Source organism: Mesorhizobium sp. STM 4661, from assembly GCF_000359125.1.
Taxonomy (GTDB): Bacteria; Pseudomonadota; Alphaproteobacteria; order Rhizobiales; family Rhizobiaceae; genus Mesorhizobium.
The window spans coordinates 31,507-48,411 of sequence record NZ_CAAF010000021.1 but is presented as its reverse complement, the minus strand read 5'-3'; the positions used below and the strand labels follow the sequence as shown (position 1 = coordinate 48,411).

Annotated in this window: 12 protein-coding genes; 2 read left to right on the top strand and 10 right to left on the bottom strand. The window is 61.9% G+C overall.

Going from position 1 to position 16,905, the window contains the following annotated elements:
* Positions 1-81 precede the first annotated feature (81 nt).
* Positions 82-1,122 (bottom strand): D-xylose ABC transporter substrate-binding protein, encoded by a 1,041-nt coding sequence (gene xylF, locus MESS4_RS06655; RefSeq protein WP_006328040.1) that lies wholly within the window; start codon positions 1,120-1,122, stop codon positions 82-84.
* A gap of 266 nt (positions 1,123-1,388) precedes the next feature.
* Here xylF and MESS4_RS06650 point away from each other — a divergent pair, with 266 nt between their 5' ends.
* A complete protein-coding gene (locus tag MESS4_RS06650; RefSeq protein ID WP_006328039.1) occupies positions 1,389-2,630 on the top strand; it encodes an ROK family protein in 1,242 nt (413 codons plus the stop codon).
* Positions 2,631-2,645: 15 nt separating this feature from the next.
* Here MESS4_RS06650 and phoB read toward each other — a convergent pair whose 3' ends face one another.
* The 9 genes from phoB to MESS4_RS06600 form a co-directional block, all read right to left on the bottom strand.
* Positions 2,646-3,335: a phosphate regulon transcriptional regulator PhoB gene (phoB, locus tag MESS4_RS06645; RefSeq protein ID WP_006328038.1), complete on the bottom strand. Its 690-nt coding sequence runs from the start codon at positions 3,333-3,335 to the stop codon at positions 2,646-2,648.
* 16 nt (positions 3,336-3,351) lie between these two features.
* Positions 3,352-4,062, bottom strand: a complete 711-nt coding sequence (gene phoU, locus MESS4_RS06640) for a phosphate signaling complex protein PhoU (RefSeq protein WP_006328037.1) — start codon at positions 4,060-4,062, stop codon at positions 3,352-3,354.
* A 32-nt stretch (positions 4,063-4,094) separates the two neighbouring features.
* Complete coding sequence (gene pstB, locus MESS4_RS06635; protein WP_006328036.1) at positions 4,095-4,919, bottom strand: phosphate ABC transporter ATP-binding protein PstB; 825 nt, start codon at positions 4,917-4,919, stop codon at positions 4,095-4,097.
* A gap of 17 nt (positions 4,920-4,936) precedes the next feature.
* Entirely contained in the window at positions 4,937-6,253 is a 1,317-nt protein-coding gene (gene pstA, locus MESS4_RS06630) for a phosphate ABC transporter permease PstA (protein ID WP_006328035.1), read from the bottom strand.
* Entirely contained in the window at positions 6,250-7,710 is a 1,461-nt protein-coding gene (gene pstC / locus MESS4_RS06625; RefSeq protein ID WP_006328033.1) for a phosphate ABC transporter permease subunit PstC, read from the bottom strand. The genes pstA and pstC overlap by 4 nt, the downstream gene beginning before the upstream one ends.
* 154 nt (positions 7,711-7,864) lie before the next feature.
* Positions 7,865-8,893 carry a substrate-binding domain-containing protein gene (locus MESS4_RS06620; RefSeq protein WP_006328031.1) on the bottom strand — a complete coding sequence of 343 codons (1,029 nt, stop codon included), beginning with the start codon at positions 8,891-8,893 and terminating at the stop codon, positions 7,865-7,867.
* A gap of 612 nt (positions 8,894-9,505) precedes the next feature.
* Complete coding sequence (locus MESS4_RS06615; RefSeq protein ID WP_006328027.1) at positions 9,506-13,792, bottom strand: PAS domain-containing protein; 4,287 nt, start codon at positions 13,790-13,792, stop codon at positions 9,506-9,508.
* Between the two features lie 666 nt (positions 13,793-14,458).
* Positions 14,459-14,644, bottom strand: coding sequence for a hypothetical protein (locus MESS4_RS06605; RefSeq protein WP_244441060.1), 186 nt, complete (start codon positions 14,642-14,644; stop codon positions 14,459-14,461).
* Between the two features lie 233 nt (positions 14,645-14,877).
* The gene (locus MESS4_RS06600) at positions 14,878-15,849 is read right to left on the bottom strand and encodes a DUF2865 domain-containing protein (RefSeq protein WP_006328021.1); all 972 of its coding nucleotides are present in this window, start codon (positions 15,847-15,849) and stop codon (positions 14,878-14,880) included.
* Positions 15,850-16,243: 394 nt separating this feature from the next.
* Here MESS4_RS06600 and MESS4_RS34325 point away from each other — a divergent pair, with 394 nt between their 5' ends.
* A complete protein-coding gene (locus MESS4_RS34325; RefSeq protein ID WP_244441059.1) occupies positions 16,244-16,690 on the top strand; it encodes a hypothetical protein in 447 nt (148 codons plus the stop codon).
* The last annotated feature ends 215 nt before the right edge of the window (positions 16,691-16,905 follow it).

The window sequence follows — 16,905 nt, the reverse complement described above, 5'->3', positions numbered from 1 at the left end:
CATTTGAAGCGGAAAGCACCTTGAGAAACGCCGCGGCTTTTGGGCCGCGGCGTCGAGATTCAGACCGGTAGCAGCCCGGTTTTAGTTGCAGGTCGCGACGCTGCCCGCCGCCACGCCGGCGCAGACCGCGTCCTTCTTGATCCAGCCGGCGTCGATGACGACGTTGAGGTTGTCCTTGGTGATGGCAATCGGCGTCAGGAACAGCGAGGTGACGGTGTTGCCGCCCGGCGTGGTGAAATCCTTGACGCCGGCAATGTCGGTCATCTTCTTGCCGTCGGCCAGCTGCGAGGCGATCTCGGCGGCGTTCTTGCCGAGTTCACGCGCGTCCTTCCACACCGACACGGTCTGCGTGCCGAGCGCGATGCGGTTGAGCGCGGCATAGTCACCGTCCTGGCCAGACACCGGAACGGTTCCGGCTAGGCCTTGCGCCGTCAGCGCGGCGACGACGCCGCCGGCGGTGCCGTCATTGGCCGCAACCACGGCATCGACCTTGTTGTCGTTGGCGGTCAGGAACTGTTCCATGTTCTTCTGGGCGTTGGCGGGCAGCCAGCCGTCCGTATAGGCCTCGCCGACATTCTTGATCTTGCCGCTGTCGATGGCTTCCTTCAGCACTTCCATCGAGCCGGCAAACAGGAAATCGGCGTTCGGATCGGCGCCCGAGCCCTTGATGAAGACGTAATTGCCTTCCGGCTTGACCTTGAACACTTCGCGGGCCTGCATGCGGCCGACTTCCTTGTTGTCGAAGGTGAGATAGAACACGTCCTTGTTCTCGATCAGCCGATCATAGCCGACGACCGGAATGCCTTCGTCCAGCGCCTTCTGCACCGCCGGCCCGATGGCCGAGGCATCCTGCGCAAGGATAATCAGCGCATTGGCGCCCTGCGAGATCAGGCTCTCGACATCGGTGAGCTGCTTGCCGGGGTTGGACTGCGCGTCGGCGGAAATATACTTGTCGCCGGCGGCCTCGATGGCTGCCTTCATCGCGGCTTCGTCGGTCTTCCAGCGCTCTTCCTGGAAGTTCGACCACGAAACGCCGATGACCTTGTCCTTCGCCTGCGCGACCGACGCGAGCGTCAGCGACATGGCGACACCCGCCAGGATGGCGGCTGCGAATCTCTTCATGATATCCTCCCTGCGCCACGTATGGCGTGACTAGACTGACCCGAAGGCCGGCACAGAGGCTCTATTTTTTCGAGCCTCGAAAAAATACTGATCCAACACCCGGGCGCTGTCAACATCGATTCTGATGGATTTTAATGCCTTGCCGAGTTTTTTTCGAGTCCCGGAATAAATAATGACAGGACCTTGTCCTTCTGACAGTATTTGTCGGACATTACCGACGGCTGCCGATTCATGAGCGGCCGCGGCAATAGGGAGGAGGCGAAGGAATGTCGGTTGGAATCCGCCACGACGATTTGCGCCGTCGCAACCGGGCGATGGTCATTTCGGCCGTGCGCCGGGCCGGCCAGCCGTCGCGGACGGAGATCGCCGCGACCACCGGCCTCAGCCATTCGACCATATCGGCGATCTCTTCCGACCTGATCCAGGAAGGCATCCTGAGCGAGAGCAAGGCAAGCGAGGCCGTTTCGTTGAAACGCGGCCGGCCGCAGGTCGGCCTCGCCCTCAATCCGGAAGCGGCGGCGGTGTTGACCGTCGTGTTGTCGCTGAATTTCCTTTCGGTCGCCGTCATCGACTATGCCGGACAAGTGATCGCCGAGGAGCAGCGCCGGCTGGACACGCTGACCATGCCGCGCGACGAGCTGATCGGCGAATGCACGGCAATAGTCCGGCGCCGGCTCGAAGATCCCGACCTCGATGTGCAAAGCATCGCCCGCATCGCGCTGGCGATCCAAGGCATCACCGATTCCCATGCGCGCGCCATGCTGTGGTCGCCGATCACGCCGCAGACGAACATCGCCTTCGCCGACATATTGGAAGGCGAGTTCGGTATTCCGGCCACCATGGAGAACGACTGCAACATGATGGCGGTGGCGCTGCGCTGGCGCGACCCGGACCGCTATCGCGACGACTTCATCGCCATCCTGCTCTCGCACGGCATCGGCATGGGGCTGGTGTTGAAGGGTGAATTGTTCACCGGCACCCATTCCTCGGGCGGCGAGTTCGGCCACATGATCCATCGGCCGGGCGGCGCGCTTTGCCGGTGCGGGCGGCGCGGCTGTGTCGAGGCCTATGCCGGCAATTACGCAATTTGGCGCAACGCCAGGCAATTGAGCGAGAATGCCGAGCCGGTCGCCGATGTCAGCGATGCCGACATGCGGGCGCTGGCCGCCCGGGCGCGCGAGGCGGACGGGCCGGAGCGCGAAGCCTACCGCCGCGCCGGCGAAGCGCTCGGCTTTGGCCTCGGCAGCCTGTTCGCGCTGATCGATCCGGCGCCGGTCGCCATGGTCGGCGTCAGCGCCGGTGCCTTCGATCTGATCGAACCGGCTCTGCGCGAAGCCATCGCCCAGACTGCCGGCGGCCAGCATTCGGGTTCGATCTCCTTTGACACCGAGCCGAATGAATTGCCGCTGATCCGCGAAGGCTGCGCCATGCGTGCGCTAAGCTTCGTCGACCAGGAAATTTTCGCGCCGGGCATCCAGGCAAAGCCCGGAAAGAAAGACGTGGCCTGAACTCAGAGGCTGCGCTCAGTCTTCCCTGATAGCGTAGCCGGCGCCGCGGATGGTGCGGATGACATCGGGCATGCGGCCGTTGTTGACCGCCTTGCGCAGCCGGCCGACATGGACGTCCACCGTGCGTTCGTCGATATAGATCGTCTCGCCCCAGACATTGTCGAGCAACTGGCTGCGCGAGAAGACGCGACCGGGGTGCCGCATCATGAATTCGAGCAATCGGAATTCGGTCGGCCCGAGCCTGATCTCGCTTTTCTTGCGATAGACCCGGTGCGACTCTCGGTCGAGCACGATGTCGCCGACCTTGAGCACGCTGGACAGCACTTCGGGCTTGGCGCGGCGCAGCAGCGCCTTGATCCTGGCCATGAATTCCGGCGTCGAGAACGGCTTGACCAGATAGTCGTCGGCCCCGGTGGAGAGGCCGCGCACCCGGTCGCTTTCCTCGCCGCGCGCGGTCAGCATGATGATCGGCAGCCGTTCGGTTTCGGGCCGCATCCGAAGACGCCGGCAAAGCTCGATGCCGGAAACCGCCGGCACCATCCAGTCGAGCACCAGCAGATCGGGCACGTTCTCCTGCAGCCGGATCTCGGCCTCGTCGCCACGCGTCACCACCTCGACCTGGTAGCCTTCGGATTCGAGGTTGTAGCGGAGCAGTACCCCCAGCGGCTCCTCGTCCTCCACCACCATGATGCGTGGCGCGATCATTAGCCGGTCGCCCCTGTCATGCCGCCGGCGCCGACATCGCCGTTTCGTCCTGCTTCGGACGATTGGCGGGCAGTTGCTGGCCGGTCAGCACATAATGGGCATTCTCGGCGATGTTGGTGACATGGTCGCCGATGCGCTCGAGGTTCTTGGCGCAGAACAGGAGATGCGTGCAGGCGGTGATGTTGCGCGGATCCTCCATCATGTAGGTCAAGAGCTCGCGGAACACCGAAGTGTATTTGACGTCTATACGCTCATCTTCGTTTCGGAGCTTGGCGAGTGCCGCCGCGTTTTTTGCGGCATATTCCTCGATCACTCCCTCCACCTGGATGAGCACCAGTTGCGCCATCGCGTCGATGGAATGCGACAGGTCGCGCGGGGTGACGCTGAGGCCGACGGTGCCGACGCGCTTGGCGATGTTCTTGGCCAGGTCGCCGATGCGCTCGAGGTCGCCGGCCATGCGGATCGAGCCGACCACGGCACGCAAATCATTGGCCATCGGCTGGCGCTTGGCGATCAGCGTAATGGCGCGGTCGTCCAGCTCGCGCTGCCGCGCATCCATGATGGCGTCGTCGGAAACGACGCGCTGCGCCAGCGTATTGTCGGAATTGAGCAGCGCGCGCGTCGAGCCGGCGACCATTGAGCGGGCCAGATCGCCCATGTCAGAGATCAGCTTGCTGATCGCTCCGAGATCCTCGTCGAAAGACGCAACCGTATGATGTTCACCCATGATCCTGTCCTTCTATGCGTGGTCGGAACCGCTCAGCCGAAGCGACCGGTGATGTAGTCCTGGGTGCGCTGGTCGTCGGGATTGGTGAACATCTTGTCGGTGGCGCCCTCCTCGACCAGATAGCCGAGATGGAACATCGCCGTGCGCTGCGACACGCGCGCTGCCTGCTGCATCGAGTGGGTGACGATGACGATCGTGTAGTTCTGGCGCAGCTCGTCGATCAGTTCCTCGACGCGAGCGGTGGCGATCGGATCGAGCGCCGAGCAGGGCTCGTCCATCAGGATCACTTCTGGCGACACGGCAATGGCGCGCGCGATGCACAGGCGCTGCTGCTGGCCGCCGGAAAGGCCGGTGCCGGGCTCCTGCAGGCGATCCTTGACCTCGTTCCAGATCGCCGCCTTTTTCAGGCTGGATTCGACGACCTGGTCCATGTCAGCCTTGCGCTTTGCCAGCCCGTGGATGCGCGGGCCATAGGCGACATTCTCGTAGATCGACTTCGGGAACGGATTGGGCTTCTGGAACACCATGCCGACGCGGGCTCTCAGTTCGACGACATCGATGCTTTTGTCGTAGATGTCCTCTTCGTCGAGCGTGATCTTGCCGGTCACCCGCGCCGAGTCGATGGTGTCGTTCATGCGGTTGAGGCAGCGCAGGAAGGTGGACTTGCCGCAGCCGGAAGGGCCGATCAGCGCCGTCACCTGGTTCAGGCGCACGTCGAGGTTGACGTCGAACAGCGCCTGTTTCTCGCCATAGAAGACGCCGACCTTGTCGCCGCGCATCTTGATCACTTCGTTCGACTTGGCGCTCATTTTTTCGCCCACTGCGTTCTCAAGAGACTGTTCGGTCATGATGTTCATACCAAAATGCCTTTTTTCTACCAGCGCCGCTCGAACCGACGCCGAAGCACGATCGCGGTGATGTTCATGGCCATGAGGAAGACGAGCAGAATGATGATGGCGCCCGACATGCGCTCGACGAAGGCGCGTTCGGCCTCGTTCGCCCACATGTAGATCTGCACCGGCAGCGCCGTCGCCGGATCGAAAGGCGTCTTCGGATAGTCGGCGACGAAAGCGACCATGCCGATCAAGAGCAGCGGCGCGGTTTCGCCGAGCGCGCGCGCCAGGCCGATGATCGTGCCGGTGAGGATGCCCGGAGCGGCAAGCGGCAGGATATGGTGGAACACCATCTGCATCTTGGAAGCGCCGAGGCCGAGCGCGGCGGAGCGGATCGACGGCGGCACGGCGGCAAGGGCGGCGCGCGTGGCGATGATGATCGTCGGCAGCGTCATCAGCGTCAGCACGAGGCCACCGACGAAAGCCGCGGAACGCGGCATGCCGAGGAAATTGATGAAGACGGCCAGACCGAGCAGACCGAAGACGATGGACGGCACCGCGGCAAGATTATTGATGTTGACCTCGATCAGGTCGGTGAGGCGGTTCTTCTTGGCGAATTCCTCCAGATAGATCGAGGCGGCAACGCCGATCGGCAGCGCCAGCAGCAGCACGATTACCATCATGTAGAACGAGCCGATGATCGCCACACCCATGCCAGAGGTTTCCGGACGGCTGGAGGCGCCGTAGGTGAACAGGCCGGTGTTGAAATGCTCGGCCATCGCGCCGTCCGCCTTGAGCTTGTCCATCCAGGCGATCTGCTGGTCCGAGACCTTGCGGCGCGCTTCCTCGACGCTGAGGTCGATCTGGCCCTTGAAGGCCGAATCGAGATTGGCGGCGGCGAGGATGTCGACGTTGCGCGTCGTGCCGATCACCGACGGATCGGCGGCGACGATGTTGCGCAACTGGACGCGGGCGCCTTCGGACAGGAAGCCCTTGAGCTTCTGGATCATAGGCTTGTCGTCGGGATTGATTCCGAGCTTGGCGACCAGCGCGTTTTCGGCGAGCTTTGGATAGTTTGCCTTGATCAGCACGCTCGGGTCGGTCGCGCGCTTGTTGGAGGGATCGATCACCTTCTCGTCGAAATTGATCGGCAGCGTCACCGTCGTCTGCCAGAAGGCGGTGTAGCCCTTCGAGACGATGGTGATGAGCATGATGGCCAGGAACGCAAGACCGACCGAAATCGCCACCGCGCCGTAGATGCGGAACCGGCGTTCGGCGGCATAGCGGCCCTTCAGCCCGATGTCGCGGCGTGGATGAGCCACGGCCCGGGCCATCGTATCCATGGAGATGTCGGTCATTCGTACTGCTCCCGGTACTTGCGCACGATGTAGAGCGCGACGATGTTCATCACCAGCGTCAGCACGAACAGCGTCAGGCCGAGCGCGAAGGCGACCAGCGTCTGCGGCGAATTGAACTCGAGGTCGCCGGTCAGTTGGTTGACGATCTTGACGGTGATGGTCGTCATCGCCTCGAACGGGTTGACGGTGAGATTGGCGGCGACGCCCGCCGCCAGCACGACGATCATCGTCTCGCCGATGGCGCGCGAGGCGGTCAACAGGATGGCGCCGACGATGCCGGGCAGTGCCGCCGGCAGGATCACCCGCTTGATCGTCTCCGAGCGCGTCGCGCCGAGGCCGAGCGAGCCGTCGCGCATGGCCCGCGGCACCGCCGTGATGATATCATCGGAAAGCGAAGACACGACGGGGATAAGCATGATGCCCATGACGAGGCCGGCGGTGAAAATGCTCTGCCCCTGGATGAAGGGCGACCCGCCGGTGAGCGCGGCGGAGAGATCGCGCAAGAACGGCCCGAGCGTGACCACGGCGAAGATGCCGTAGACGATGGTCGGTATGCCGGCGAGCAGTTCCAGCGCCGGCTTGACCACCGAGCGCACCCTGGGTGACGCATATTCGGCCATGTAGACCGCCGACATCAGGCCGACCGGCACCGCGACTACCAGCGCAACGAGGGCGATGTAGAGCGTGCCGGCGAGAAGCGGGATCAGGCCGAACTGGCCCTGGCTGCCGCCCGAACCGGCAGCGGCGAAACGCGGGTCCCAGACGGTGCCGAAGAAGAAACCCATCGGCGACACGCTCTCGAAGAAAGTGATCGTCTGGAACAGCATCGAAAGCACGATGCCGACCGTGGTCAGGATGGCGATGGTGGAGGCGGCGAGCAGTCCCCACAGCATCAGCTTCTCGACATTGTTGCGCGCCCTGGCGCGCGGCGCGATTTGCCTGAGCGCGTAGAAGGCGCCGGCAATCGACAGGGCAAGCGTAATGACCGCACCGAACAGGCCGAGCCGGCTCTGCACCGCATTCGCCTCGACGGCGATCGGGATCATGTAGTCCTGCGTATCGCTCGCCAGCGCCACACCCTTGGCGGCGAGCGGCGGCTGCAGTTCGGCGAATGTGGCGGGCAGCGCGGTGTCCGCATCGAGCTTGCGCAGGCCTTTGGCGAGGCTCTTCACCAGGCTGACGTCCAGCGCCTCGCTCGCAACCTTGCTGTCGGCGGTGCGCTCGGGCAGAGCGGCGCGAATGTGCCGGTCGAGGTAGAAGGATGAGCCGATGGTCCAGACGGCAAGCAGCAAAACGGCCGGCAAGACGGCGAGCAGAAAGGCCCACCAGCCATGATAATGGGCGCGCGAATGCGGCTTCACCGCGCCATTGTCATGCGCCGCGGCACGCTGCCGGCCGATGAAGAATGCAACGACGCCGATGGCAATGACAATGGCGAGTACCAGCAAAGACGACATGAACCCACCCCAGGGAAATTCCTTGTTTGAGCATGATCTTACCCGAACCGGAGGTCACCGGTTTCCCACTCGGGATCATGCTGCCGTCGCCACCGCCATTGCGGGCGATGAAAACCGGGACGCGGGTAACCCGCGCCCCGGCTCCGTAGTTTGACTACATCGACTTTCCGGCGGCGAAAGCGTCGCGCTGGGCCTGACGCTCGGCGTCCGGAGCAGCAACGAGGCCGTATTCGGCGAGCGGGCTTTCCGGGCCGACCATCTGGTCGTCGAGGAAGAACTCGACATATTCCTTGAGGCCCGGAACGACGCCGAGATGCGCCTTCTTCACGTAGAAGAACAGCGGGCGTGATACCGGATACGTGCCGCCGGCGATGGTCTCGGTCGAAGGTACGATGCCTTCAACGGTGGCGACCTTCAGCTTGTCGGCATTGTTTTCGTAGAAGGCGAGGCCGAACACGCCGACGCCGGTCTTGTTCGAGTCGATGCGGGCGAGCGTCTCGGTATAGTCGCCGTCGATGTCGACAGCCTTGCCGTCCTTGCGGATGGCGATGCAGGCCTTGCCGATTTCCTTCTCATCGGCGACGCCAGCGGCCTTCAGGGCGTCCTTGTCGCAGCCGGCATCGAGAAGCTTGGTCTCGAACACCTCGCGCGTGCCGTGCTTTTCACCGGGGATGTAGGCGGCGATATCCCAGTCGGGCAGCTTCGGATTGACCTGGTTCCACTTGGTGTTCGGATTGTCGACGAGCTTGCCGTCGACGACGAGCTTGGCGGCGAGCGCCTTGTAGATGTCGGAGGGTACCAGCGCCCAGTCCGGACCCTTGATGTCGGTGGCGAAGACGATACCGTCATAGCCGATGCGGACTTCCTGGATTTCCTTCACGCCAGCGTCGACGCAGGACTGGATTTCGTCCTTTTTGATCGGGCGCGAGGAGTTGGCGATATCGATCGTGTCTTCGCCGACGCCCTTGCAGAATTCCTTGATGCCGGCGCCGCTGCCGCCGGATTCGACGACCGGGGTCTTGAAGTTGGTGAAGGTTTCGCCGAACTGCTCGGCGACGATCTTGGCATAGGGTAGAACGGTCGACGACCCGGCAACCTGGATCTGGTCGCGCGCGACGGCGAAGCCGGACGACGCGGCGAGCGCAAGCGCCGCGGCCGACGCCGTAAGGAGGAATTTCTTCATGTGGCCTGCTCCTGTTCGGAAGATGGTCTCTCGGCGCCATTGTGTATCGGCACCCGCTGAGGCCAATAGCCTTCGATTATTACAGTTGCATGACAGTTTCATGTCACACCGGTAACGCCGCACAGCCATGTCGAAAGGATTGATCGCGGGCCCTCGCCGGCATGACCGCGGTTTGCCGCTGGAATCAGCGACTTGCACGATTTCCGGCCGTTCGCTGGCCGAACGGTCTAGTCAAAAAAGAAAATCCGGGCGGGAGCGCGTTGCATGCGGCCAGAGGATGTCATGGCCCGTGCCATCGCCGAAACAGGGTCCGTTGGGGTAGAATTTGACGCTGTCTCTTGCCGGCGGTCGCTGCTCCCGCCCGTAACTGGAGGGGCGGAAGTCGAATGCGCTCATTGTTCCGGCTGGGCGTGCGCTTTGGTATGGTGCGATCGCACCATAGTCTTGTCCGCAAGGCGCCACCCGAATCTCGGCTGATTTTGCGATAATCTTCATGAACTTGCGCATCACCCGCGAACCGAAGGTTCGAAAAGGATCACGTGCAAAAAATAAAAAGGCCGCGGCGTCGTTGGCGCGTCCAAAGGGAGCGCGGTACTGCGGTACTGCTGGATTCTATCCCGCGTTGAGCTGGACCACGCCATCGGCGTCGAGCCAGCGCTCGATCTTTTCGAGCAAGGCCCTCGGACTGATGGGCTTGGACAGATAATCGTCCATGCCGGCCTCCAGGCATCGCTCGCGATCGTCCTTCACCGCGTGCGCGCTGACGCCGACGATCGGGACATGCCTGCCGCTCTCTTCCTCCAGCCGGCGAATCGCGGCAGTCGCTTCGAGACCGTTCATCTCAGGCATCGAGACATCCATCAGGATCATGCGCGGATCGAGCCTGCCGACAGCGTCCAGCGCCTTGCGGCCATTGTCGACGATCTCGAAGCGGTAGCCGGTTTCTCCGAGGATTTGGTTGAAGACCAGCTGGTTCACCTCGTTGTCCTCGGCAACGAGGATGTCCAGCCGATGCCCGGCGCCCACCAACACGCGGGGGCGAACCGGTGGCGGCTCAAGCAGCGCCCTTTCGGACGCGTCCGACGCCGCAGCGGGCGATTGCGCCGGCGATGGCTGCGACATGTCGCTTCCCGAACCGGCCGGCTGCGCGCCGGTGCCCGTCATGGTGTGGCGGCGCCGCTGGATGGTGGCGACCAGCGTTTCCAGCAGCACCGAGGAGCGCGCCGGCTTGATCAGCTGGGCATCGATGCCGAGATCATGAAAGCTGGTGTTGGCCGGCGACTGATCGACGGACGTCAGCATGATGATCGGTGTGTCGGCCAGACCGGCGGTGTTGCGCATGATCCGCGCCATTTCGGCGCCACTCATCTCCGGCATCTGATAGTCGAGCACGACGCAGTCGACCGGCACGCCATAGGCAGCGGCGGTGACGAGCACGTCAAGTCCCACGTCGCCGCTTTCTGCCGCACAGGAATCGAAACCCCATGCAATCATCTGCTCGGTCAGGATCGACCGGTTGACGGCATTGTCGTCGACGATCAGCACCCGCGCGCCGGTCACGTCCACCGGCGTGATACGTTGCCCGGTCTGGTTCCCGGCGGCGGGCAGTGTCACCGTAAACCAGAAAGTAGAGCCCTTGCCCTCGGCACTGTCGACGCCGATCTCGCCACCCATGAGGTCGACGAGCCGCGAGGTGATGGCAAGGCCAAGCCCGGTGCCTTCGTGCCGCCTTGTCGACGAGGTGTCGACCTGGCTGAATTTCTCGAAGACGAGTTTCAGCTTGTCCGGCGCAATGCCGATACCCGTATCGGTCACCGAGATCTTGAGCCTGGTGCCTTCCGGATCTCCCTCGCCGGTCACGTCGACCAGAACGAAACCTTCGTCGGTGAATTTCACCGCATTGCCCAGCAGATTGGTGACGATCTGCCTGATACGGCCGGCATCGCCGACGAACAGGCTTTCAAGGTCGGGCTGGACGCGCACGATGAGCTCGAGATCCTTCTCCTTGGCGCGTGCCGACATCAGCGTCGCCACGTCCTCGATTGCCTCGGCAAGGTTGAACGGCGCCGGGTCGAGCACGAGCTGGCCGGCATCGATCTTGGAGAAATCCAGGATGTCGTTGATGATGGTGAGCAGCGCGTTCCCCGATTTCACGATGATATCCGTGAAGATCCTCTGCTTCGGGTCGAGATTGGATTTGGCCAGCAACTCGGCCATGCCGAGCACGCCGTTCATCGGCGTGCGGATCTCGTGGCTCATATTGGCAAGGAATTCCGACTTGGCACGGTCGGCGAGCACGGCCCGCTGCCGTGCCTCGCGCAGTTCGGCCTCGCGCTGCTTCATCTCGGTGATGTCGGTGGTCGAGCCGATCAGGTAGAGCGAGCCGTCTGACGCGATCAGCGCGCCCTTGCGGGCGAACTGGTGGCGGATGTGGCCATCGGCCAGCGTTACGGTCTCCTCGATCTCCTGGGTCTCGCCGCTGCCCAGCACCGCGAGATCGCCTTTCACGAAGGCTTCGCCATCCGTCCCGAAAATCTCGATGTCGGTCTTGCCGATCGCCTCTTCCGTCCTGAAGCCGGTAAGATCGCACCAGCGCTTGTTGACGTAGAACAGCCTGAGGTCGGAGCGCTTGGCGTAGATCGACACCGGCACATTGTCGATGAGGCTGCGGAACACCTCGTTCTCGCGCATGCTTTGTTCCAGGGCCCGTTCTCGCGCCTTGACGTCAGTAATATCGGTGCTGGAACCGACCAGATGCACTGACCCGTCCAGTGCCACCAGACGGTTCTTGCGCGTCATCATTTGCCTCACCGTCCCGTCGCGATGGGCGACAGGTTCCTCGATCTCCTTGAAACTGCCGGTGACGACGACCTCGGTATCGTCGCGACTGAAGTTTTCGGCATCCACGGCTCCGAAGAGCTGGTAGTCGGTTCGACCGATGACATCCTCCTTGGGGATGCCGGTCATGGCGCACCAGGCCTTGTTGACGAACTCGATGCTCAGATCCTCGGCCTTGATGAAAGCGGCTACCGGCAGTTCATCCATCACATGCCGGAACAGCTCGATCTGGCGCATGCTCTCCTGCAGCGCCTTTTCGCGGCTCTTGATCTCGGAGATGTCGACGCGCACGCCGATGAACGTGCCGTCATCGGTCCGCATGTCCTGGACCTGATACCAGTGGCCGTCGGGATTGACGCGTTCGAAGGACGCACTGGGCAGGCGATAGCGGGCCAATATGCCGTCAAGCCAACGGCCGGGATCGCTGTCATAGAGCTTGTCGAGTTCGGGATCGCCGCTGACGCGGAAATAGCCGGCTGAATGACCGAGCGCCAACGCCTCGCGGAACGAGCGTCCGGCCTGCCACGCGGATTTCAAGGCGGGCAGCATGTCCTGCAGCTTGCGGTTCGCAAAGACGAAATTATCGTCGCGGTCGTAGATGAGGACACCGGCGGGCAGTGAATCCAGCACGGTGGCGAGATGCTTGCGCGCGTCTTCGGCTTCGGTCTCGCGGCGCTTCATGTCGGAAATGTCGAAGATGAAGCCGGCAACATAGTTGCGGCCGCTCGCCATCGAGACGCGGTTTTTCCTGACGATGCGAGAGCTGCCGATGCCCGAATAGGCGAAGTTTTCTTCCACCTCATAGGGCTGGCCGCTCGCCAGCACGTGCCTTTCGCTCTCCTCGAAGCTTCTGGCCTCTTCAGGCTTGACGAAATCGCCTCCAGGCCTGCCGAGCATGGCCTGCGGCCGCTGTCCGTACAGCGCGGCAAACGCCTCGTTGACGAACACGAAGCGCAGATTGTCGTCCTTGACGAAGATCGGATCCTTGACGTCGTTGATCACCGCCTCGGCCAGCCGGGACTTTTCGAGCGCCTCGGCGAGTTCCGCCTCACGGTCCTTGATGTCGGTGACGTCGACATAGGAAATCAGCCGCCTGCCATCGGCAAGCGACGCTATCGAAGAGACCAGTGTCCGGCCGTCATTGCGCGGCAATTGCCGCGATCCCACCACGCCCGCCCTGATTTCCGTCTCGCGCCCGGCGATGTGCTTCTGCCAGGCCTCTTCATCGGAACCATTGGGATCGACGTTCCGGCTGGCCTCCATGACATCACGAAACGAGCTCCCGACACCAGCGCGCCGGGGGTCGACCTTCCAGAGTTCGTAAAAGGCCTGGTTGATCATTTCCACGCGCAGTTCCGCGTCGAGGAGGACAATGCCGATTGGCATTGAATCGACCATGATGCGAAGGGTGGCAAAAGGTTCGGCCGCCACTTCACTTTCGAGCGCCCCGGAGCCCCCCGGATGAGCTTGGCTGGCGACGAGCGTATAGGGTCCGTCATCCATGAGCACGGTGGCTACCGTGCGCGCCACGTCGGACAGGATCTGTTCGGTCTCGCCGTCTGTCGACGCAACGCTTTGCTCTTGCGTCCGCCTCAGCTCGTCGAATGCATTGGCGAGCGCTGTGACATTGCGGCCGATGCCGCGATAGCCGGCAAATTTCTTCTCGCTATCGAAACGGGGAAAGGCGCCGATGCAAACCCAACGGCAATCCGCCCGGCCGCGCTTCAGCTCATAGACGAAATCACGAAACGGCCGATGTGCCTGCAGATCCTCCAGATGGGCAGCGGCGTTTCGGTTGCCGACCAGGACCTGTTCTAAGAAGTTGAAGCAGAAGCGGCCGAGCACGCTGGCCGGATCGATGCCGGTGGCCATCTGAAAGCTTTCTGAAAGCCAGGAAAAGCGCAGCTCGGTGTCAGTCTCCCAAATCCAGTCGGCCTCGACCAGTTCGCTAAGCGCCTTCGTCGAATCCCTATTTTCACCCGACGACGACGCCTTGCGGCCACGCGCCACCGTCTTGCGAGGCTTGCGTTTGCCGCGTACTGGTTCCCCCGCTTCTGCCATCCTGTTCCAACCCGAAGATCAAGGCCGAACCTTCCCTCCATGGCTCGTCGGCGGAATGTGCCTGAGAAGCATTAACGTTCCGCTAACCTTAACGGATCGCGACCTGCGATTGATTTGGTAAATCCGCTCGTTGTGCAGCCTGGGATCGCAGCGGACGCATCTCTGGAGACGCATTAGCCTGCGCTGATCTGCCCGTTGTCGCCAGTGCCGAAGGCGCGTTATAATTTCTGCAGGGGTGTTACTGATGTTGGGACGGATCCTGGCTTTCTTCCTGTGCCCGGTACTTTTGTTCGGGGGCGGTTGCTCGCGCAGTTACGACGGCACCGTGGTCATTCCCAGGCCGCTCGACGCCCGGCGCATTTGGGACAAGCCCCCGCCGCATGCACAAGCCGATCAGTTGCAACTGGAGAGCGACGTCTTTCCCGTAGCGCCGCAAATGCCAAGGCGATCGGTGGCTCGCAGGAGCACCGCATCCGCGGCGCCTGCCAGGCGCATGACGTCCAACAACCCGCCCATTCTGTCGACCGGGCCAGCAAAGCCGCTCGCTTGCAGGAATGTCAGCGAGCCCGGCAAGCGGGCCCGTATGGTCTGCGAATAACGTCATCGGCCAAAAGCATGCCCTGCGACGCGCTTGATGTTCGAACAGCAGGGCCGAGCGAGGTGACGCTACAATGACGCTGCTCCCTTCTTGGGCTCTTCCGCGCCGAGCTTGTCCAGCGCAATACGGACTTGGCGCAGTTCGTCCTGCCAGCCATCGTCGTCGCCCATCGGGCTTTCCGATGCCGCGCGCTGCATTCCCCGCGCTTCGGATTCGATCTCTCGAAGTTTGGCGATCTTCTCTTCGGTGGTCATGGATTCGCCTTCGACAATCTCCTGGACCTTCATTTCCCTGAATGTGACCATGGCACTGCTCTCCGATTGCTCCAGCGACAACGCTTCGACCGGCCAATGCGTTCCAGCAGGAACGGCCGCTACGAGTTGGGGACCGGGAAGTTGGGGAATCGGGCCAATGGCCGGGAGCACCCGAGAACGGCGGCCCGGCTGGCCGCCGCCCCGTCAATCTTCCTCGTCAATTCCGGGGGAGATCAATCTTCGGGAAAGAAAGCCGGTCCGACCACCCTTACCGGTCGTGTCCCGGCCAGTTTTTCGATCGACTGATGCTGGGCGGCGCCCTTGGCCTCCGGGACTTTGGCATCGGGGGCTTCGGCTTCGGGGATCTGCGCAACGGTGCCAAGATCCGGCTTTGCCGTCGGCAAAGGAATGATGGCGTTGGCCATATTGGCGGGCGTTACCGTCCGTGCCCTGAGTTCGGCGACCCGCAGGTTGTAGCGCTTGACGTCACACGCCTTGAAATTCGCATCGTCGCGGTATTTGAAAGCGGTCGGAAGCTCTACATAGGGTTGTTTCGTTTCCAGCGCGACCATCTCTTCGGTCTCGCGGCTGGCATCGCTAAGCGTGTAGAGGTCGACGCCGACATCGTCGCAAATGTAGCGGCATTGATCGGCGGTCTCTTTCAGATCGTCCTTTTTGGCGAATTGCGATTTTGGCGCGGGGAAGAAATATCCGTCCGAAAGGCGCACACAAAACAGCATCGGGCTGCCGGCATATTTCATGCCGTCGGATCCGGTTTTGGGTACTGAACGCTGCTGCGCCTCCACTTGCTGCGGCTGCGCTTTCCGCCGTTCCTTGGCTGTAGACGCGCAGCCCAAGGCAACGAACCGCGCCTTCAGGCCGGATGTATCCCTGCCCGAATTCGACGCGCTCGCAATCTGGCGCTGCACCTGCGCCTTGCTCTGGACGAGATCGGCGCAGGGGTTGAAGAAGAACCCGACCATCGAGCTTTTCGCCGAGCATCGGCGCTGTTTCTCCAGCCTTTGGATCGCGACAAGCTGCCGTCGCAACTGGGTGACCTGCGGGCTCGACCCGGCGCCGCGACCGGCCGAGAGCATTTGGCTTCTGATCGCGCTGCAGGTATCCGCGTATGAAGAGGAAACGCCGAGCGCGAATGTCGTCGCCAACACCAGCACCAGCATAGCGTTAGACCAGAAGCGTGTCATTGGAGTGACCCTTGCCTTGTTTCCGCCGAGAACCCGGAGCCGAACTCTTTTTTGATCGTGAATAAGACTGAACTAAATGAGGCTCATCTAATCCAGGCAAATCCGCGATTTCTAGAGATTTTAGCTCTAGTCTATTAAACCAGCTCTCGTAAATTCGATATTACACTTTTGTTTCAAGATTGAGACGAAACCAGCAATAGCAACGCTTGCGTGGCGAATCCGAAATTCATCTGGAAATCGAGCAGGGCGGCAAGTCAATTTCCAGATCTCCATGGAGAGATCAAGTTATTCGATATGATATTCCAAACTAAAAGCCTATAAATTCGATGCTTGCTATTTTTTGATAATGTTCGAAGATAAAACGATATCGCTAAATGGTATTAGTATAAAATTCTTGGTCTTTATTTATCGCCGAAGAGCGAGCTACGCCACGCGGTGGTTTTCATTTCTAATTTCCTGGATGCTGGAGCCAACAACGCAGCAAGACGTCAATTCACGTCGCCGGCGCCCTGCGGCCATCAAAAATTTGATGGCCGGCAGCTTCCTTGATCAATCCGGCGTTACCGGCAGTTCCGCTGAAACCTTTGTCTTGCCTCGGACGTTGATGCAGCAAAGGAGACGCATGATGTCGATCCACTTCACTGTCTCGGACCTGACGAGAAATCTGTTTCACTCGCTGGGCATGGATCATGAGCGCGCACCGCGGCCTCTCAACCCCGAGGAAAGTCTGCTGCTGGAATGCTATCTGGCCGGCCAAATTCCGGAATCGGCCTGGAGCGACTATGTCTTCGAGACGCCGGAATTGGCGCGGCACGTCGAGGCGAGGCGCAGTCACCATTAGACGTCTTGAACGGGTTCGCACGACCATTGGGACAAGACATTGCCGGCGATGAAACAAAGCTGAAAACAAAAAGGCCGGCGCGTGGCCGACCTTTTTTCCTCCTCGACATCCGCGCCGGTACATCCGCGGTCGCGGGCATGAGGTGAACTGCTCACCAGTAGACAGCAGTATTGGTAAACGAAACCTTAACCTTTGCCGCGCACTTGCCATCAGCC

Excerpts from the sequence above, each read along its gene's own strand:
- xylF (WP_006328040.1), bottom strand. The coding sequence starts at position 1,122 with ATGAAGAGATTCGCAGCCGCCATCCTGGCGGGTGTCGCCATGTCGCTG.
- MESS4_RS06650 (WP_006328039.1), top strand. The coding sequence starts at position 1,389 with ATGTCGGTTGGAATCCGCCACGACGATTTGCGCCGTCGCAACCGGGCG.
- phoB (WP_006328038.1), bottom strand. The coding sequence starts at position 3,335 with ATGATCGCGCCACGCATCATGGTGGTGGAGGACGAGGAGCCGCTGGGG.
- phoU (WP_006328037.1), bottom strand. The coding sequence starts at position 4,062 with ATGGGTGAACATCATACGGTTGCGTCTTTCGACGAGGATCTCGGAGCG.
- pstB (WP_006328036.1), bottom strand. The coding sequence starts at position 4,919 with ATGAACATCATGACCGAACAGTCTCTTGAGAACGCAGTGGGCGAAAAA.
- pstA (WP_006328035.1), bottom strand. The coding sequence starts at position 6,253 with ATGACCGACATCTCCATGGATACGATGGCCCGGGCCGTGGCTCATCCA.
- pstC (WP_006328033.1), bottom strand. The coding sequence starts at position 7,710 with ATGTCGTCTTTGCTGGTACTCGCCATTGTCATTGCCATCGGCGTCGTT.
- MESS4_RS06620 (WP_006328031.1), bottom strand. The coding sequence starts at position 8,893 with ATGAAGAAATTCCTCCTTACGGCGTCGGCCGCGGCGCTTGCGCTCGCC.
- MESS4_RS06615 (WP_006328027.1), bottom strand. The coding sequence starts at position 13,792 with ATGGCAGAAGCGGGGGAACCAGTACGCGGCAAACGCAAGCCTCGCAAG.
- MESS4_RS06605 (WP_244441060.1), bottom strand. The coding sequence starts at position 14,644 with ATGACCACCGAAGAGAAGATCGCCAAACTTCGAGAGATCGAATCCGAA.
- MESS4_RS06600 (WP_006328021.1), bottom strand. The coding sequence starts at position 15,849 with ATGACACGCTTCTGGTCTAACGCTATGCTGGTGCTGGTGTTGGCGACG.